General features: G+C 55.0%; 10 protein-coding genes and 3 tRNA genes. 6 read left to right on the top strand and 7 right to left on the bottom strand.

Annotation, left to right across the window (positions count from 1 at the left end):
- Positions 1-292: 292 nt before the first annotated feature.
- The 6 genes from FHG12_RS20540 to FHG12_RS20515 all read right to left on the bottom strand — a co-directional run bounded on the left by FHG12_RS20540 (position 293) and on the right by FHG12_RS20515 (position 11,644).
- Positions 293-1,696 carry a toxin-antitoxin system YwqK family antitoxin gene (locus FHG12_RS20540; protein ID WP_139517565.1) on the bottom strand — a complete coding sequence of 468 codons (1,404 nt, stop codon included), beginning with the start codon at positions 1,694-1,696 and terminating at the stop codon, positions 293-295.
- 279 nt (positions 1,697-1,975) lie between these two features.
- Positions 1,976-3,448: a glutamate synthase subunit beta gene (locus FHG12_RS20535; RefSeq protein WP_139517564.1), complete on the bottom strand. Its 1,473-nt coding sequence runs from the start codon at positions 3,446-3,448 to the stop codon at positions 1,976-1,978.
- A gap of 3 nt (positions 3,449-3,451) precedes the next feature.
- Positions 3,452-7,978, bottom strand: a complete 4,527-nt coding sequence (gene gltB / locus FHG12_RS20530; RefSeq protein WP_139517563.1) for a glutamate synthase large subunit — start codon at positions 7,976-7,978, stop codon at positions 3,452-3,454.
- 287 nt (positions 7,979-8,265) lie between these two features.
- Positions 8,266-9,450: an acetyl-CoA C-acyltransferase gene (locus FHG12_RS20525; protein ID WP_317129687.1), complete on the bottom strand. Its 1,185-nt coding sequence runs from the start codon at positions 9,448-9,450 to the stop codon at positions 8,266-8,268.
- Positions 9,451-9,710: 260 nt separating this feature from the next.
- A complete protein-coding gene (locus FHG12_RS20520) occupies positions 9,711-10,691 on the bottom strand; it encodes a tetratricopeptide repeat protein (protein WP_165699477.1) in 981 nt (326 codons plus the stop codon).
- Positions 10,692-10,702: 11 nt separating this feature from the next.
- Positions 10,703-11,644, bottom strand: a complete 942-nt coding sequence (locus FHG12_RS20515) for a vWA domain-containing protein (protein WP_230471218.1) — start codon at positions 11,642-11,644, stop codon at positions 10,703-10,705.
- A gap of 229 nt (positions 11,645-11,873) precedes the next feature.
- Between FHG12_RS20515 and FHG12_RS20510 the strand changes: the two genes are divergently transcribed.
- The 6 genes from FHG12_RS20510 to ppk1 all read left to right on the top strand — a co-directional run bounded on the left by FHG12_RS20510 (position 11,874) and on the right by ppk1 (position 18,217).
- Positions 11,874-11,961, top strand: a tRNA-Ser gene (locus FHG12_RS20510).
- A gap of 810 nt (positions 11,962-12,771) precedes the next feature.
- Positions 12,772-12,845: transfer RNA gene (locus FHG12_RS20505), tRNA-Pro, on the top strand.
- Between the two features lie 107 nt (positions 12,846-12,952).
- Positions 12,953-13,029: transfer RNA gene (locus FHG12_RS20500), tRNA-Arg, on the top strand.
- A 362-nt stretch (positions 13,030-13,391) separates the two neighbouring features.
- Positions 13,392-15,368, top strand: a complete 1,977-nt coding sequence (gene gyrB / locus FHG12_RS20495; RefSeq protein ID WP_139517560.1) for a DNA topoisomerase (ATP-hydrolyzing) subunit B — start codon at positions 13,392-13,394, stop codon at positions 15,366-15,368.
- Between the two features lie 87 nt (positions 15,369-15,455).
- Positions 15,456-15,836 carry a RidA family protein gene (locus FHG12_RS20490; protein ID WP_139517559.1) on the top strand — a complete coding sequence of 127 codons (381 nt, stop codon included), beginning with the start codon at positions 15,456-15,458 and terminating at the stop codon, positions 15,834-15,836.
- Positions 15,837-15,892: 56 nt separating this feature from the next.
- Positions 15,893-18,217, top strand: a complete 2,325-nt coding sequence (ppk1, locus tag FHG12_RS20485) for a polyphosphate kinase 1 (protein ID WP_139517558.1) — start codon at positions 15,893-15,895, stop codon at positions 18,215-18,217.
- A gap of 16 nt (positions 18,218-18,233) precedes the next feature.
- Here ppk1 and FHG12_RS20480 read toward each other — a convergent pair whose 3' ends face one another.
- Positions 18,234-19,217 carry a Ppx/GppA phosphatase family protein gene (locus tag FHG12_RS20480; RefSeq protein ID WP_174805805.1) on the bottom strand — a complete coding sequence of 328 codons (984 nt, stop codon included), beginning with the start codon at positions 19,215-19,217 and terminating at the stop codon, positions 18,234-18,236.
- Positions 19,218-19,348: the final 131 nt, after the last annotated feature.

The following is a 19,348-nucleotide window of genomic DNA, read 5'->3' as shown; positions in this document are numbered from 1 at the left end:
TTAATCTAGTTAATGGGTGAGAAGCTAAGAAAGGCTCACAAATGTGATAAACATGTATGTAAAATATTGATAATGAGATAATTAGATTGAAGCAAGGGCTTGCACAGTAAAACCAATCTTGTGGCTACTGACACAAGGCTAACTACTACCTGCTTGAACAAAATCGCCTGTCATCCTGAGGCACGAAGGACCTTTTCACGCTAGAACCATAGAGGTTGGGAGGCGTGAGAAGATCCTTCGTGCCTCAGGATGACAGGCGCGGGGAGAAGTGAGGCAACTATTTGAAGAAAATCTACTTAGCTGCGGTTACTTCCTGACCATTGCGAAAGGTTTTCTTCTTTTGCACCGACTTGCCATCCAGGCCGAAATACGTCCAGACGCCGGTTTCTTTGTTGTTGCGGAAAGCGCCAGTGATTTCCGTAGTGCCATCTTCGCGGAGCTGGCGGAACGCGCCCATTTTCAGGCCTTTGACGTACGCGGTTTCGGCTTTGAGCTTGCCTGAGGCGTAAAACTCCTGGCCCGTTCCGGTGGCGCGGCCATTCTCATAAGCTACCTTGCTCTGCACAGTGCCGGTGGGGTAGTAGGTAATCTTTTCCCCGGCCAGTTTGCCGTTTTGATAGGTTTCCTGGGTCTGGGCTTGCTTGCCGCCGGCGTAAAAGGTACGCCACGTGCCAACGGGTTGGTTGTTCTTGAACTGCTGCTCTTCTTTCACCGAGCCGTCTTCGTAGTACGCCGTGATTTTGCGGTCGCGGGCTTGGTTGGCGTATTCGATTTGCTGCTGCATCTTCCCCGACTCGTAAAAGTCTTGGGATAAGCCGTTTAACACGCCGTTGCGGTACGTCATTTTGCTTTTCACCGCACCGCTTTCGTAGTACGATTTCGCTGGGCCGTCGAGGTTAGCGGTGCTGGAAGCCAGCGCAGACGCCCGTTTGGTCAGGTCGTCGCCCAGCGGATTCTTGACTGCGCGTTCCTGCACGGCGCCCGCGGCGTAGGTGCCTTCGGTGCGAAGCTTACCCGACGGATAGTAGCTGTGGTAGGTGCCCCGGCCCGATTTGTCGGCGATTACCTCGGTTTCTACTTGGCCGTTGTCGTAGTAGGTTTTGAGCGGACCGGCCAGCAAGCCGTTGAGGTAAGTGGCTTCGCTCTGCACCTGGCCGTTGGGGAAAAACGTCTTGACGGGACCGTTGGCTTGGCCGTTTACGTAAGTGATTTCCGATTTGGGCTTACCCGACGGGTACAGCTCGCGCACTGGGCCGGCCGGCTGACCGTTGGCCAGGGTCGTTTCCATCTTCAGCTCGCCGCTGGGGTGGTAAGACTTGAGTGTGCCGGAAGGCTGATCGTTTTCGTACGTGCCTTCTTGGGCAAGCTTACCGGTATCGTAGAACGTGCGGAAAGGACCTTGGCGCACGCCTTGCTTAAAAGTCACTTCCAGCCGGTGCTTGCCATTGGGGAAGAACTCGACGTAGGCGCTGTCGCGCTTGCCGGCGGTGTAGCGGGTCTGGGCTTCGAGCTTACCCGAACGATAAAACCGTTTGTACGAGCCCTCCATCACGGTATCGACCCCGACGAGCGCCGTAAAAACTTCCTTCACCCGGGTGTTGGTCGAATCCTGATAAGTAACCAACCGACGCAGCTTTTGCGCGTGCGTCAGGGAAGCGAGCAATAGGAGGGGAAGCAGAAAAAGCAGTCGTTTCATAGGAGCAAGAACGCAGGAAATCGCCGCAAAGTGCGTAGCAGTTCTGCAACCAACTTCTAGCGAGTGCTTTAGCGTTTTCGCTTTTGCAGCACACGAAATCAATTCATGAAAACAAGGCGATTCTGCTGAGCGCAATCACAGCATCTCTCCCGCTGACATTGTAACGGTACATATTACCACCGAGCTAGAGATACTGCAACAGCGTCCAGTAGGGTCGCCTCTGCATACAAAAGCCTCACATTCAGCTGAATGTGAGGCTTTTTTGTAAGTACATTACTTCTAAGCGAACATACCCACTGCGTCTTTGCTAGGAAGTGCCGTTTTGCCACCCGTCAGGAACTGATCTACTTTGCGGGCGGCTTCGCGGCCTTCCGAAATCGCCCAGACCACCAACGACTGCCCGCGGCGCATATCGCCGGCTGCAAATACCTTTTGCACGCTGGTTTGGAAAGCGCCTTCGCGGGCTTTCACGTTGCCGCGCTCGTCGAGTTCCACGCCCAACTGCTCCAGCAAGCCTTGGTATTGCGGGTGCAAAAAGCCCATCGCCAGGAAAACGCGTTGGCAAGGAATTTCGCGCTCAGAACCAGTTACTTCTGTAAATTTCAACGGGCGACCCAGAAAATCGGTTTCCCAGCTTACATCCGTTACGCGCAGGGCTTGCAGGTTGCCGTCGGCGTCGCCGATGAACTCCTTGGTGTTGATGCCCCAATGCCGCTCGCAGCCTTCCTCGTGCGAGCTAGTAGTTTTGAGAATCATCGGGTAGGTTGGCCACGGCATGGTTGAAGTCCGCTCTCTGGGCGGCTGCGACATTACCTCGAATTGGCGTACCGATCTGGCTTTCTGTCGGTTGGAAGTGCCCACGCAGTCGGAGCCGGTGTCGCCGCCGCCAATCACGACCACGTCTTTGTCGGTGGCGACGATGGGCTCTTGGGCAACTTCGAGGTTGCTTACGCGCTTATTTTGCTGCTTCAGGAAATCCATGGCAAAGTGAATTCCTTTCAGCTCACGGCCCGGAATTGGGAGGTTACGCGGAATGGTGGAGCCGCCGGCCAGCACCACGGCGTCGAAATCGCGCGTGAGCGTGTCGGCCGGAATGTCTTTGCCGACTTCGGTATTGCATTGAAACACAATGCCTTCCTCGCGCATGAGCTGGATACGACGTTCCACTACCCATTTTTCGAGCTTAAAATCCGGAATGCCGTAGCGCAGCAGGCCACCGGGCTGGTCATCGCGCTCAAACACAGTCACTTGGTGACCGGCTTTGTTGAGCTGGGCTGCCACGGCCAAGCCCGCCGGGCCAGAACCCACCACCGCTACCGTTTTGCCCGACCGCAGAATCGGTGCTTTGGCCTGCACATAGCCTTTCGAAAACGCGATTTCAATGATGTGCTTCTCGATTTCTTCGATGGAAACCGGCGGCTTGTTGATGCCTAGTACGCACGCCGATTCGCAGGGCGCGGGGCAAATCCGGCCGGTGAATTCGGGGAAATTATTGGTCGAGGCGAGAATCTTGTACGCCTCCTCCCAGTCATGCCGGTATACTGCATCGTTAAATTCCGGAATTACGTTGCCCAGCGGGCAGCCCGAATGGCAGAACGGAACCCCGCAGTCCATGCAACGGCCGGCTTGCTTGGTGAGCTGCTCCTCGGAGTACATGCCCACGTATTCCTGGTAGGTTTTTACCCGCTCCTGCGGCGCAATTTTGGGCGGCTGCTCCCGGTCAAATTCTTTGAAGCCTGTTACTTTTCCCATGCCTTACTGTACCGTTTGATAAGACGCCGTCCGTTGCAAAACCTTCTTGTATTCGCTGGGGAATACCTTGACAAACCGCCCCACTTCATCGGGCCAGCTACTTAATAAATAATTAGCTAAGTTACTGTTAGTCAAGGAGTTATGCTTTTGAAGCAGCGTCTTGATTTCTTCTTCATCTTCCGTCGAGAGCGGGTCGAGTTCCACCATCTCGGTGTTGCAATTCTCGGCGAAGGTGCCGTCGGCGTCGTACACCCACGCAATGCCTCCGCTCATGCCCGCGGCGAAGTTGCGGCCGGTTTTGCCCAAGATCAGGGCCCGGCCGCCGGTCATGTATTCGCAGCCGTGGTCGCCCACGCCTTCCACCACAGCCGTGGCGCCGGAGTTGCGCACTGCAAAGCGTTCGCCAGCCTGTCCGCGCACAAACAGCTCGCCGGAAGTGGCACCGTACAAGGCCACGTTGCCGATAATGATGTTCTGCTCCGGCACCAGTTCGCTTTCCGCCGATGGATATATGGCCAGCTGCGCGCCCGACAAGCCTTTGCCGACGTAGTCGTTGGCTTCGCCTTCCAACTCAAACGACAAGCCCTTGGTGCTAAACGCGCCAAAGCTTTGGCCCGCCGAGCCTTTAAACTTGAAGTTGATGGTATTGGCCGGCAAGCCCGCCGATTGATAACGCTTGGAAACCTCGTTGGAAAGCAGCGTGCCAATGGTGCGGTCGGTGTTCTTTACCTCAAACGACGCGAATACCGGCATGCGCTGCTCCAAGGCCGGCTGCGCGTGCTCCAGCAGCTGCCAGTCCAGCACTTCGGCCAGCCCGTGATCCTGCGCCTCACTGTTGTAAAGCGTCGCTCCGCCCGTGTTAGCAGCCGGGTGAATGATGCGGGACAAGTCGATTTTCTTGGCTTTCCAGTGCTCGATGTTGGAGCGAACTTTCAAAAACTGCGCACGGCCTACCATCTCGTTTACCGTCCGGAAGCCCAGTTCGGCCATGATCTCGCGCATTTCCTCCGCCAAAAAGCGGAACAACGCCACGATGTGTTCCGGCTCGCCCGTAAACAGCTTCCGTAACTCCGGGTCTTGTGTGGCCACCCCGACCGGGCAGGTGTTTAAGTGGCATTTGCGCATCATGATGCAGCCGCCGGCCACCAGCGCCGCCGTGGCCACGCCCCATTCTTCGGCGCCCAACAACGTTGCGATGGCTAGGTCGCGGCCGGTTTTCAGCTGACCATCGGTTTGCAGTACCACGCGACTACGCAACTTATTGCGCACCAGCGTTTGATGCGCTTCGGCCAGGCCAAGCTCCCAGGGCAAACCCGCATGCTTGATCGAGCTGATGGGGGAGGCCCCGGTGCCGCCGTCGTAGCCCGCAATCAGGATGACGTCGGCGTGTGCCTTGGCCACCCCGGCCGCAATGGTGCCTACTCCCGCCTTCGACACCAGCTTCACGTTGATGCGAGCGGCGCGGTTGGCATTCTTCAGGTCAAAAATAAGCTGCGCCAGATCCTCGATGGAGTAGATATCGTGGTGAGGCGGCGGCGAAATCAGCCCGACGCCCGGCGTCGCGTGCCGCACTTTTGCAATCCAGTCATCTACCTTATGCCCAGGGAGTTGCCCGCCTTCGCCGGGCTTGGCGCCCTGCGCCATCTTGATTTGCAGCTCGTCGGCGTTGGTCAGGTAATTCGACGTGACGCCAAACCGCGCCGACGCAATCTGCTTGATGGCCGAACGCATCGAGTCGCCGTTGGGCAGGCGCTCGTACCGGCTTTCGTCTTCGCCGCCTTCGCCCGTGTTGCTTTTGGCACCAATGCGGTTCATGGCAATGGCCAGCGTGCTGTGCGCCTCGTGCGAGATCGACCCAAACGACATGGCACCGGTCGCAAAACGCTTCATGATGCTTTCCGCCGGCTCTACCTCCGTCAGCGGCACAGCCTCGCGATGATGGGCAAAATCCAGCAGGCCACGAATCGTGTACATCTGCTCGCCCTGCTCATTTACCAGCTTGGCGTAGCGCTTATAGGTTTCGTAATCGTTTGAGCGCGTGGCATGCTGCAGCAAGTGCACCGTCTGCGGATTGAAGAGGTGCGCCTCGCCACGGCGCTTCCACTGATAGATACCGCCTTCCGGCAGCAACGGCACTTCCGCTACCGAGCCTTCGAAGCCGTGGTTGTGCTTATACAAGGTTTCGCGCGCGATCTCATCCAGGCCCAACCCGCCGATCCGGCTAACTGCTCCCGTAAAATACTGATCGACAACCTCTTGGTTAATGCCCAGAATCTCAAACACTTGCGCGCCGTGGTACGATTGCAGCGTCGAGATGCCCATCTTCGAAAAGATCTTCAGCAACCCGTCGCACACGGCTTTGATGTAGTTTTTGGACAGCTGCTTGGCGTCGAGGTGCGTGTCGAGCTTGCCCTCGTTTTTCATCGTTTGGATGTTGGCCAGCGCCAGATACGGGTTGATGGCCGTAGCGCCAAAAGCCAGCAGGCAAGCAAAATGGTGAACTTCCCACACGTCGCCGGCCTCCACTGTCAGGCCCACCGCGCCGCGGTAGCCTTTCTTGATCAGGTGGTGATGCACCGCCGACACAGCCAGCAGCGACGGAATAGGGGCGTGGCCGGAGTCGAGCGCACGGTCCGTTAGGATGAGAACCGTAAAGCCGTCGTTGACAGCGTCTTCCGCGTAGCGACAAAGCCGGTCGAGTCCTTTTTTCAAAGAGCCTGGCTGCCCATCGGCTTTGAAATAAGTTTGCAGCGTTTTGGCCTGAAACAAGCCAGTATCGATGCTGCGCAGCTTTTCCAGCTCTTGATTGGTCAGGATTGGCTGTTGCAGGGCTACGCAGTGGCAGTGCATTTTGTCCTCGTCGAGGATGTTGCCGTTGTTGCCCATGAAAGTCGCCAAGCTCATCACCAGCCGCTCGCGTAGCGGGTCGATGGGTGGGTTGGTAACCTGGGCAAAAAACTGCTTGAAATAGCTGGAAAGGTGCTGCGGCCGGTCGGAGAGGACGGCCAGTGGCACGTCGGTACCCATCGACCCGATGGGCTCTTTCCCATCCAGCGCCATGGGCTTGATAATCATGTCGATATCTTCCCGGGTGTAGCCAAATACCTGATGGTATTTGAACACCGCATCCGCGGCCAGATCGGTGAAAACCTGCCGTGGTTCGGGCAGCTCTTCCAGCCTGATCTTATAGTTTTCCAGCCATTGACCGTACGGCTGACGCGCCCCGAGTTCGCCTTTTATCTCCTCGTCGGTGATGATTTTGCCGGCTGCAATGTCGATCAAGAACATCTTGCCGGGCTGCAAACGGCCTTTTGCCACTACGGTTTCTTCCGCAATCGGCAACACGCCGGCTTCGGAAGCCACAATTACGCGGTCGTCGCTGGTGACGAGGTAGCGCAACGGACGCAGCCCGTTGCGGTCGAGCATAGCGCCGATGGTCGTGCCATCGGTAAAAGTGAGGGCCGCCGGACCATCCCAGGGCGCCATAAACGTGGCGTGGAACTCGTAGAAGGCCTTTTTGAGCGGATCCATCTGCGTGTTGCCGTCCCAAGCTTCCGGCACCAACATCATCATGACGTGCGGCAGCGAGCGCCCCGAGTGCAGCAGAATCTCCACGATGTTGTCAAGGCATGCCGAATCCGACTGGTTGTTGTCGATCACGGGCAGCAGCATGTCCATTTCTTCGGCCGAGAAATACGGCGAAACGTAGGAGCGCAGGCCCGAATAGAACCAGTTCAGGTTGCCCGTCAGCGTGTTAATCTCGCCGTTGTGCGCCAGCAAGCGGAACGGCTGCGCCAGCTTCCACGACGGAAACGTATTGGTAGAAAAACGGGAGTGAATCATCCCGAAGGCGGACGTAACGCGCTCGTCGGAAAGATCGGGGAAGTAACTTCTTACCTGATAGGTAGTTAGCTGGCCTTTGTAGACGATGACCCGACACGAAAACGATGTGAAGTAGAATTGGTCGCCGCCTACTTTCACCGTTTCGGAAACGGTTTTGGTAATGAAGCGCCGCAACACATACAGCTTGCGCTCAAAATCTTCGGGTGTAGCAATAGCCACTGGGCGCGCCACGAATACCTGCTCGATATCTGGCTCAGCCGCCAAGGCCGTTGCCCCGATTCCGGCGGGGTTAACCGGCACACGGCGATAGCCTAACACCTTCATGCCCAGCTTCTCCGCCGATTTGCTAATAACTGCCTTGCAAGCCGCCTTGGCCGCGATTTGTTTCGGCAAAAAGACCATGCCGACGCCATATTGCCCCGCTTCAGGCAGACAGATGTCAAGGTCTAAGCACTCTTCCAGCAAAAAAACGTGGGGCAGCTGAAAAAGAATGCCCGCACCATCGCCCGAATCGGAATCGCAGCCGCAGGCGCCGCGGTGCTCCATATTTTCGAGCATCGTCAGCGCATCGCTGATGGTCTGGTGGGATTTGTGGCCGTTGATGTGGGTGATAAATCCTGTGCCGCAGGAGTCGTGTTCAAACTCTTGGCGATACAACCCCGGCTCGTTATTAGAGAACGGCTTCATCAGCTATTTCGGTATCGTAGATGAGAGTTCAACTTGGCAATTCCATGAGCCAAGCTCCGTTTAAGCAAAGTCAAACAGGTGAATTTGCATAAATTAACAATTAATGTACATAAAAGCCCGAAGCGTGCTAATGCAATCGTTGATTTATTACAATATTTTTAATAAAAAAGGTATAGAATTACGAAATATATAATGAGTATTACTGATTCGTCCTAGTTAACCAGGAAAAATAAAAAAAGCCGCGCACCCATTGGGTGCGCGGCTTTTTTTATTTGATAATGAAGGGTTTACAGTTTTTCTAGCACGATGCTGGAAGCGCCGCCACCGCCGTTGCAGATGCCGGTCACGCCGATTTTGCCGCCTTCATTGCGCATCACATTCAGCAGCGTAGTCACGATGCGCGCGCCCGAAGCACCCAGCGGGTGGCCCAGCGACACAGCCCCACCGTACACATTGACCTTGCTGCCTTCTAGGTTCAGTAGCTTATTGTTAGCCAGCGACACGACTGAGAAAGCCTCGTTAATCTCATAGAAATCAACATTCTGCGCTTCCACACCAGCATGCTTCAACGCCTTCGGGATGGCTAGTGAGGGCGAAGTCGTAAACCATTCGGGAGACTGCTCAGCGTCGGCAAAACCCAGGATTTTAGCAAGTGGCTGAATACCAAGCGCTTCGGCTTTTTCGCGGCTCATCAGCAGAACAGCGGCCGCGCCGTCGTTGAGGGTAGAGGCGTTGGCCGCCGTAACGGTGCCCCCTTCCTTAATAAAGGCCGGCTTCAGACCCGGAACTTTGGCGAAATCCACTTTGAGATACTCCTCATCGTCTTCAATGACAGTGGTTTTGCCCCGGCTTTCGATGGTCACCGGCACAATTTCGTCCTTCTTCTTGCCTTCTTTCGCCGCCTTGGCACTGCGCGTGTACGACTCAATGGCGAAGGCATCCTGCTCTTCGCGCGTGATGCCCATTTCTTTGGCCGTATTTTCGGCGGCATTGCCCATAGCATAATCGTGATACGGGTCCCACAGACCATCGCGCACCAGCCCATCAATCATTTGGCCGTGGCCGTATTTGGCCCCGAAACGGGCTTTATCGAGGTAATAGGGCACATTCGACATGCTTTCCATGCCGCCCGCTAGCACGACATCAGCCTGCCCCAGCATGATGGCTTGGGCGGCAAACATAATAGCTTTGGAGCCCGAAGCGCATACTTTGTTGACGGTTGTGCATTCGACGGTGTCGGGCAAGCCGGCTTTGCGAGCCGCCTGACGAGCCGGAGCCTGGCCCAAATTGGCGGAGATCACGTTGCCCATAATCACCTGCTGTACTTCTTTCGGATCGACGCCGGCTTTTTCCAGCGCGCCTTTCAGCGCAATGGCGCCGAGATCGGTGGCTGAAAGGGAGGATAGGCTGCCGCCGAAGGAGCCAATGGGGGTGCGCACCGCGGCGACGATTACCACTTCTTTGATCTGCATACTATAAGAGAGGGGGTGGGTGGTTAGATTAGGCTGTAAAGGTACTAATTGCGTTGGCAGCTGTATGCGGCCACTTCGGTAGAACAAAATGAACGGTAAACCGCTCGCTCAACCATTTGGCTGTAAAACACTGCAACTTGCCTCGGCATGTAACGCTGCCGGATAAACTTTGCCAAACTATCGCTAACAGTAAGGCAAGATGGTAATTATGTAAATGCTTGACGTTCAAGTATTTACATAATAAATATTTTTTCCTCTTCTTACCAATTAGGCTTGCCAGACGCTGTTTTAGATGTGCCTTTGTGTGGCAGTTGCTGCAAATACTGCTGCTCCGAAGCATGCAAAGCATCTAGGATTTGCCGCGCTTGGCCCGCGCTCACGTTCATTTGCTGAAGGCGGGCTCGCTGAGTCTGAAGCTGGGCCTCGTCGAAAGCGGCTTGCTCGGTGCCCGCCCGTCGGCCGCGGCCTTCGCTGGCTTCGGGGCCGCGGGCGTTGTAGCTTAAGCCACGCACATCGCCCGGCTCAGAGCCTTGTGCTACGCTCCGATTAGCGCCCGAGCCCGGCTGAAAACCGCCCGTCGCAGCTGAGCCAGGGGTTTCGCTAGGGCGATCGGGATCGCGCTGGCCGTTGGCATCGGGTTGCCGCTGTGGGGCATTGAGCGGATCGGTGGGCTGAGTTGGGTCGTTGAGTTCGCCGGTGCGGTCGTTGCCTGCTTTGGAACGCGGCTGATCGGCCTGACTTTGCGGATCGCGGGGGCGCCGCTCTTTGCCTCCGGCAGCCGAAGGTTGCGGTGCCGACTTGGGCAGGTGAGGTTGGTTGGGGTTACGCGTCAGGTACTCGCGCAATACTTCGTAATTGTAGCGTGCTTCGGCGTTGTTGGGATTGAGTTGGAGTGCCCGCCGAGAAAGGGCCGTTGCTTGAGCATAATCGCCTTTCTGGGCCGCTAACACGGCCAGCTGCTGCTGCGCTACACTGCGTGTAGTAACTAACTTGCTGGTAAGCAATCGATTGTAATAACTGCGTGCAGTCACAGGCTGCCCAGCGCGCGCGCTTGCGTGGGCTAAGTTCAGCAGGATGGACTCGTCTTGCGCACCAAATGCTTCTACTGCTTGGCGGTAAGAGCGAGCCGCTCCGTCAAAATCGCCGCGGGAATAGGCCAGTTCCGCTTTACGCACTGCCGCGTTGCGGTCGCGGATGTGCGTGAGGGCACTCCAGGTGCTCAGGAGAAGAATACTGATCAAGATCGCGCTTTTCACAATCGTATTACTTTGACAGTCAGCAAAATATCCAGCGCAAATAGCAACAAGCCTATCACCAGCGGAAACCGGTAGCGGTTGTCGGCCACAGCCACCGTCCTGACTTGTTCGGCTTGGCCCTCCACTCGGTTCAAGGCATTTACCAGCAACGGAAACTCATTGTGAGCGTCCGTCAGCTCGAAATACTGTCCTCCTGTCTGTTCGGCCAACCGCCGTAAAGTCGTAGGAGCCAACCGCGTAACGGCATCCCGGCCCCGATTGTCGCGCACAAAACCCCGGCCGTGGGGCTTCGCTAACCGCGCTCCTTCCAGCGTACCGACGCCCATAGCAAACAACCGGGCCCCCGAACGGGCCAGCACCCGCAGCGTCGGCTCCAGATTGTCGCTGAAGTCTTCGCCATCGCTTACCAGCACCAGCGCCGTGGCCCGCGGCGGTCCGCCCACCGTCTGAGGAGTGGCGCCTACACGGGTCAGAACCAGTTCAAGCGGTGCCGCCAGATCGGTGCTTCCCGCTGGGATTAAGGTAGTCTGTAAAGTGTTGATAAACAACTGCAAAGCAACCTGATCGTACGTAAGCGGGCACTGAATGAAAGCATCGGAAGAAAATACAATCAGCCCGATGCGGTCAGCTTGAAAACGATTGACGAGGGATGTTAGCTCAGCCTTAGCCTTTTGTAAGCGCGAAGGAGCGACATCGGTCGCGTCCATCGAACGGGAGAGATCTACGAGCAGCCACACATCCTTGCCCGAGGTGCGTACCGGCTGTTGCGTAACGCCATACGCCGGCCCGAGTAAGGCCACCAAAAGCAACGGGAAATAAAGCAGCCGCAAGCCAAGCTTCCAGCCAACGGGCCATCCCCGTTGCTCCAGTGGCGTCGCCAATCGCCGGGTCCGGAACACGTAGCCCAGATACAGCAACACAAATAATGCTGCCGCCAATATTTCCGGCCAAGAAAGTGGATATGCCCAATTCAGCAAAACAGCAACTGGCTAATAGTCATTGTAAAAGCGTGCAGGAGAGGGCCGCATGAAAGCAAAGATAACGTCCTGAGGACGCAAAAAGAGGCGTTGCAGCAACTGAAAGATGAAAGATAATTTTTTCGACAGAGTTTGTTTTTGCGTTCTAGTTGTATATTTGCGCACTCTTCGGCCGGAAGAGGCCTCATCGGGAGAGATGGGTGAGTGGCTGAAACCAGTAGTTTGCTAAACTGCCGTAGCTCTAAAGGCTACCGGGGGTTCGAATCCCCCTCTCTCCGCATAAGTTTAAAAGCCCCGGATGCTGCATAAGTAGCATCCGGGGCTTTTTGCATTTGCAGCTAATTCCAAAAGTGTTGAGCAAAGCTGGCAACATCAAAGCGGGTGAGCGTCGTTGGTAGCGCTTGCGCCGGGGTCAGTTTCGGTTTCTGAACTGGCATCTGTGTCAACAGAAGGGTCAGCATCTGCATCTGGCTCTGTGCTAACGGGTGTGTCCGCTGGTTGCTCGAGCGCACTTGGGCTTCGATCCGGCTGACTATCCGCTGGTTGCTCGTTGCTGGGGCCAACTGTATTTTCAGGGGTTTCGGGTCCAACTCTAGGGGTATCCGGCGTTGGGGCAAAGGGCTTTGGCTGAGGTGTAGGCTCCATAGCAGCTTTATAAGGGTTTAAAGTAGATGGACTTTACTTATACGAAGCCTCATATAGTCGAGCCGATAGTGGTCCCTTAAATTCTAGCGCACACCCTCCTGAATTGTGCATGCAATAAATCTCAATATTTATATAAATACTTAACAGTCAATAGATTATACTATTGCTTGAGCGTATTTATTTCATGTGTCGGGGCAGGGAGAAGTGCTAGGAGTGCACAGATTGGCTAGGGAGGCCTTTAAGCAAGGGTGAAGATTTTTTACAGCGCCCCTAGTTATTGATACTGTGTTATTTAGGGCCTGGACATATCTTCAACAGCCCAGTATTGGACACCAATCCTCAAAAAACTTGCGCTTCGTTCCAAAAGTATTTTCTACATTTGTGCCACCAAAAGGCAAAGAGCACGGTCAGGATCGCTTATCGTTTCTTTGCAAGGAGGTTTTCGGGGTGTAGCGTAGCCCGGTATCGCGCCTGCTTTGGGAGCAGGAGGTCGTAGGTTCGAATCCTGCCACCCCGACGTTTCAGGGTTTTGCCCTTAGTTCAAAAAAGGCCTCTTACGCTAAGTGAGAGGCCTTTTTTTGTAAGCTGTTAGGTTTCTTACTACATTAGCCATCCTAGAATTAGGCCTCGTTAGCTCAGTTGGATAGAGCGGCTGCCTTCTAAGCAGTAGGTCAGGAGTTCGAATCTCTTACGGGGTACCACAACAAGAAAAGCCACTTCGCGAAGTGGCTTTTCTTGTTGTGGCCTGTGCCGCTCTTTCGGCTCTTTGGAACCCCTTTTTTAAAAGCATTTCGAGGTCGACGGGAGCTTGCTTGGCCCAGTTGTTAGTTTTTAGCCTCCGGTGATCGAGGCTAGCAAAAGGGCGCCGCGCTTGCCTACAGCACCTGAACAATGCACCCTGATTATAATTGAATCAGAGCAGAGAAAATGATGTTCTGAAGGAAGCGTAAATCCGACTGGTTTTCAGGCGTTAACATAGCCAAAATGCCGCAAAACGTGGCAAAAACCAAATAATTTCGGTATCTTTGTATACTAACATTTGCGCTGAATATACAGGCAACATATGAGCGAAATCACAGAGAAAAAAGCACCTGCCGAATACTCGGCCGACAGCATACAGGTACTCGAAGGACTCGAAGCCGTACGTAAGCGTCCGTCGATGTATATCGGTGACACCGGCATCAAAGGACTGCACCATCTCGTGTGGGAAGTTGTGGACAACTCCATTGACGAAGCCTTAGCCGGGCATTGCGATCGCATCGAAGTAACCATCAACGAAAACAACTCCGTTACCGTCCGTGACAACGGCCGGGGCATTCCCGTCGACTTTCACCAGAAAGAAGGTCGCTCGGCGCTGGAAGTGGTCATGACCGTGCTGCACGCCGGCGGTAAGTTTGACAAGGATTCGTACAAGGTGTCGGGTGGCTTGCACGGCGTAGGCGTAAGCTGCGTGAACGCACTGAGCAAGGATCTGAAAGTGACGGTACGCCGCAACGGTCACATCTACGAGCAAGAATATAAGATTGGCTTTCCACAGTATCCGGTGAAGGAAATTGGTGATACCGACGAGCACGGTACGGAAGTAGAATTCTTGCCCGATGATACCATCTTCACCGAATCGGTTTATAAGTTCGAAACGATTGCTTCGCGTCTGCGCGAATTGTCGTATTTGAACAAAGGCATTCGCATCATCCTTACCGACCGCCGCGAGAAAGATGCCGATGGCAACTTCTTGGGCGAAGAATTCTATTCGGTTGGTGGCCTAAGCGAATTTGTGCAATACCTCGACAGCGGTCGTCAGGTGTTGATGCCCAACCCCATTCATGTTATCAACGAGAAGGGTGGGACGCCGGTTGAAGTGGCTTTGCAGTACAACGATTCGTACCAAGAGCATATTTTCAGCTACGTCAACAACATCAACACCATCGAAGGCGGCACGCACGTAGCGGGCTTCCGTTCGGCGCTCACACGGACGCTGAAAGCCTACGCCGATAAGTCGGGTATGCTGGAAAAGGCCAAGGTGGAAATTCAGGGTGACGACTTCCGGGAAGGCCTCACGGCTGTTATCTCCGTGAAAGTACAGGAGCCTCAGTTCGAGGGTCAGACCAAAACCAAGCTTGGCAACTCCGACGTAAGCGGCGCGGTGAACACGGTAGTAGGCGAAATCCTGAACCAGTTCCTCGAAGAGAATCCCAAAGAAGCCCGCATTATCATCGAGAAGGTGATTTTGGCGGCCAAAGCGCGCATCGCGGCTCGTAAGGCTCGTGAAATGGTGCAGCGCAAGACGGTACTTGGTTCAAATAGCTTGCCCGGCAAGCTAGCCGACTGCTCCGAGTCAGATCCGGAGATTTGCGAATTGTACCTCGTGGAAGGTGATTCGGCCGGGGGCACTGCCAAACAAGGCCGCAATCGCGCTTTTCAGGCCATTCTGCCGCTGCGCGGTAAAATCCTGAATGTGGAGAAGGCCCAGGAGCACCGCATCTACGAGAACGAAGAAATTCGCAACATGATCACGGCCCTTGGCGTGAGCTTCGAGAAGAAGACCGATGAGGACGATGGCAGCAGCACCCGTTCGCTGAACTTGGATAAGCTGCGGTATCACAAGGTCATTATCATGACCGACGCCGATATCGACGGCTCGCACATCCGGACGCTGATCCTGACGTTCTTCTTCCGGTACATGCGCGAGTTGGTCGACAAAGGCTACATCTACATCGCCTTGCCGCCGCTTTACTTAGTGAAGCGTGGCAAAGAGGAGCGCTATTGCTGGACTGAGCAGGAACGCCAGGAAGCCCAAGACGAAATGGGTCGTGGTAAGCCTGAGACTGTTAACGTGCAGCGTTACAAGGGTTTAGGCGAAATGAACGCCGAGCAGCTCTGGACGACGACCATGCAGCCCAATACCCGCACTTTGAAGCGCGTAGACGTAGAATCGGCTGCTGAAGCCGACCACCTGTTTGCTATGCTGATGGGGGACGAAGTACCGCCTCGCCGCGAGTTTATTGAGAAAAATGCCAAGTACGCCAAGCTTGACGTATAAGTCTGTGCGCGCTACTGTTTATCCTTAACAAAAGAAGCTCGCTCCGGCGAGCTTTTTTTGTCGGTATGCCTACCACTTCTTTCAGCCATGAGACAAAACATTTCTTCGGGAGCTCCTTGGGAACCCATAGTAGGCTATTCGCGGGCCGTGCGTGTGGGCAATGTGGTGGAAGTGGCCGGCACAACCGCGCAGGATGGCGATTCGGTAGCGGGCGGCGATGCGTACCGCCAAACCAAGCGCATTCTGCAGAAGATAGAAGCTGCCCTCACGGAAGCCGGCGCAACCCTGTCGGACGTCGTGCGCACTCGCATCTTCACCACCGATATTGCCCAATGGGAAGCCATCGGGCGGGCACATGGCGAAGTATTCGGCTCGATCCGGCCCGTGAGTACGATGGTAGAAGTACGAGCGTTGATTGACTCGCGCCTATTGGTCGAAATCGAAGCAACTGCCATTATTCCTTCCTAAATTATATTCTTCGCAGCGTTCGGGCTGCGTATCTTACCCCGATTTTCCGCTCCGTTATGAAACTCTTCAAGTCTGCCGATCTTATCCGCAAAAGCAAGTATATCAGCCGCGACCTTAGCTGGCTGCGCTTTAACTATCGCGTGCTCGATCAGGCCAAGGATACGTCGCGCTCGCTGTTCGACCGGCTGCGGTTCATGGCCATTACGTCGTCGAACCTAGATGAGTTTTTCATGATCCGGGTGGGGTCGCTGTACAACTACTTGGATTACGGTAAGGAGCGGGTGGATTACTCCGGGCTACGTGAGTTGCCCTTTCGGCGCAAGTTGCTGGACTTCGCCCATCGTTTTGTTAACGATCAGTCTATCACGTATTTAAATGAATTGAAGCCCCAGTTTGAGAAGAACGGCTTCAATATTCTGCAAATGAGTGAGCTCACCGAACTAGAGCTCAAAAAGGCCGACGGCTACTTCAAAAACACGATTTTTCCGCTGCTCACGCCGATGGTGTACGACTCGTACCACGGCTTTCCGCTGATGATGAACCAGATGCTCATCTTCGGCGTGGTGACGCGCACCGGCCCCGACAGCGAGATGGAGAAAGGGCAGGAGCGCCTCACGTTTGTGCAGATTCCGCAAAACCTGTCGCGCTTCTTTGAACTCACGCGCAAAGACAAAGTCATTTTTGTGCCCATCGAAGACATCGTGCGGGCCAACCTGCCGAAGCTGTTCCGCAACGTCGAAATCGCGTCGGCCGATTTGTTCCGCATCACGCGCAACGGCGATTTTACGCTGGAGGAGTCGGATGACATCGACGTTGACTTTATCAAGGAAATTCAGCTGGGTCTGAAAACCCGCAAGAAAGGCCGCGTCGTGCGGCTGGAAGTAGGCCCAGGTGCTTCCACGCTGCTCATGACAGTGCTGAAGGAGCGCTGGAAAGTGGATAACGGTAACGTGTTCGTTATCAACTCATTAATGGATATGCGCGGTGTGCTCCAGATTTTGAAGCACCCCAATTTTCGAGGCAAAGCGGCCAAACAGCCATCCGCCGTACCGCCCCTGAGTCTACCCGAAGGTGCTGAAGAGAACCTTTTCGAATACCTCAAGCACCACGATGTGCTGCTCCATCACCCATATAACAACATCGAGCCGGTGGTGCGCTTACTTGAGCAGGCGGCTGAGGACCCGCATGTCTTGGGCATCAAACAGACCATCTATCGCCTCGCCGACGACTCGCGCGTGACGGCGGCGCTGCTCAAAGCGGCTGAGAATGGTAAGCACGTATCAGTGCTGTTTGAGATTAAAGCGCGCTTCGATGAAGAGCGTAACATCCGGGAAGGAGCTCGGTTGGAAAAAGCCGGCTGCTTTGTCATTTACGGCGTGTCGAAGTACAAGACGCACACCAAAATGCTGATGATCATCCGGAAGGAAGGCGAAAAGGTGACGCGTTACGTGCACATTGGCTCGGGCAACTACAACGAGCAAACCTCACGCATCTACACCGATATCAGCCTGCTCACGACCAACGACGTGTACGGACACGACGTGTCGGAATTCTTCAATGTTATCACTGGGCATTCACAACCTGATGATTATGAATACCTTATCACGGCGCCAAAAGACATGCGCCAGCAGCTCATCCACCTGATCCGAGAGGAGGTGCGCAACGCCAAGAAAGGCTTGCCCAGCGGCATTGTGATGAAGATGAACTCCTTGGAAGACAAGGAGTTAATTGATGAGTTTTACCGCGCTTCCAAGGCCGGTGTGCCTATTCGCTTCATTGTAAGGGGCATTTGCTGCCTGCGGCCGGGCCGCGTGGGGCTAAGCGAAAATATTGTGGTGCACAGCATTGTGGGTGAGTTTCTGGAGCACTCGCGCTTGTTCTACTTCCACCAAAGCGGTCATCCGAAAGTGTACGCTGGTTCCGCCGACATCATGGTGCGCTCCTTCGACCGTCGTATCGAAGCGTTGTTTTTGATTGTTAACCCACAGCTGAAGCGGGAAGCAATCAGCATTCTGATGCTCAATCTGTTGGACAATCAGAATACGTACACCATGCGCGAAGACGGCGCATACGTGCGTCGCTGGCCTGCTACCGACGAGCCCGTGGTAAACGTACACCGCGACTTCTACCGCCGCGACGAAGAACGCTTAGCCGCTGCAACACCGGAAGGATTGCTAGACTTGCTTTACAGTCAAGCGGTTCGTAATCAAATGGATAGCGCCGCAGCCGTTAGTGTGCCCAGCGCCGCCAGCGATCACGACCACAACGACGAGGAAGCTGATGACGTGACGGAAGCAGAAATGGAAAACCCGGAGCCCGAACTCGCAACCTCCACCGACATGGCAGATGGCCTTGAGAGCTTGCCCGCTGCTAATGGGTAGATCGTTGCAGGAAGCCTTACTCCATATCGGAGCGGGCTTGCATGGCTAAGAACGGCGTGCCGATCGAGTGGTCGGCTACAGGCCTGATTTCTTCGAAGTGATCTTCGAAGAGCGTCTGTAACATGCCGTCTTTCAGACCGATATCGGGCACGAGCATCGTGTTGATGTGAGCCCACTCCATGGCCGACAGATAAATCTGGCCGGCCGGAATGATGACGTCGGCACGATCGGGGTTGAGCAAGGCCACGTTTACGCGCTCGTCCATGGTCATGCCTTTCAACTGGTTGAGAATGGAGGCAATGCGGCGACGCGTAATGGGCTTATCCAGTGAGGGTTGCGAAAGGCTGTAAATCTTGTTGATGTTGCCGCCCGTCCCGATGGCGCGCGTCACATGGTAGAGCCGGGCGTTCTCTTTTACCCACTCTTCCATGCGCTCCCACGTGCCGTTGAGCGCCTCTGTTCCGAGGCCGGTTTCTTCCTGCTGCATCCGCCGGATAGAGCCCACTTCGAAGGATTGCGATGCCACCTTGCGGCGGTCGTGGTAGATGTTGAACTCGGTGCTGCCGCCGCCTACGTCGATATGCAGGTAGTGCTTGTTGTCTTCGAGTAACTGCTCAATCACGCGGTTGATGTACGCCGCTTCTGCCTGACCGTTGATCACTTGGATTTCCATGCCAAGCTCCCGCCGAATGCGTTCGACTAGCTCAGGCGCGTTGCTTGCGGTGCGCATGGCCGAAGTAGCGCAGATGAGGTAATGCGCCACATCGTGCACCTCCATAAGCAGCTTCAGGGAATTCAGAAACTTGAAGAATTTCTCTTGTTTGGCTTCTGAAAGCCGGCCGGTAGCAAATACGTCCTCACCCAGCCGCATGGGGTAGCGCACGTACTCGACGCGCTTCAGGCGATACCTTCCTTCAAACATCAACACCGCCGAAATCTGGCATCGTACTGCATTGGACCCAATATCGATAGCAGCCAGTTTCAGCAGGGGATATTCCATGTGTTGCGCGATATGGTGAAAGGAAGTTCAAATATAGAGGTTTAGAGAAAGCAGGGTAACTAAGCCATGCAGGAAGTAACTGCAAAACCCGCTTTTTGCGCTAGGAGTGGCTTGGTATACAAAAGGCTGCA

Source organism: Hymenobacter jejuensis (genome assembly GCF_006337165.1).
Classification (GTDB): Bacteria; Bacteroidota; Bacteroidia; order Cytophagales; family Hymenobacteraceae; genus Hymenobacter; species Hymenobacter jejuensis.
Note: the sequence above shows the minus strand (reverse complement) of the source record. Positions and strands in the feature narration are given on the sequence as shown.

Bases quoted from the DNA above. Each gene is read 5' to 3' on its own strand.
- gyrB (WP_139517560.1), top strand. From the start codon at position 13,392: ATGAGCGAAATCACAGAGAAAAAAGCACCTGCCGAATACTCGGCCGAC.
- gltB (WP_139517563.1), bottom strand. From the start codon at position 7,978: ATGAAGCCGTTCTCTAATAACGAGCCGGGGTTGTATCGCCAAGAGTTT.
- FHG12_RS20540 (WP_139517565.1), bottom strand. From the start codon at position 1,696: ATGAAACGACTGCTTTTTCTGCTTCCCCTCCTATTGCTCGCTTCCCTG.
- FHG12_RS20525 (WP_317129687.1), bottom strand. From the start codon at position 9,450: ATGCAGATCAAAGAAGTGGTAATCGTCGCCGCGGTGCGCACCCCCATT.
- FHG12_RS20480 (WP_174805805.1), bottom strand. From the start codon at position 19,217: ATGGAATATCCCCTGCTGAAACTGGCTGCTATCGATATTGGGTCCAAT.
- ppk1 (WP_139517558.1), top strand. From the start codon at position 15,893: ATGAAACTCTTCAAGTCTGCCGATCTTATCCGCAAAAGCAAGTATATC.
- FHG12_RS20535 (WP_139517564.1), bottom strand. From the start codon at position 3,448: ATGGGAAAAGTAACAGGCTTCAAAGAATTTGACCGGGAGCAGCCGCCC.
- FHG12_RS20490 (WP_139517559.1), top strand. From the start codon at position 15,456: ATGAGACAAAACATTTCTTCGGGAGCTCCTTGGGAACCCATAGTAGGC.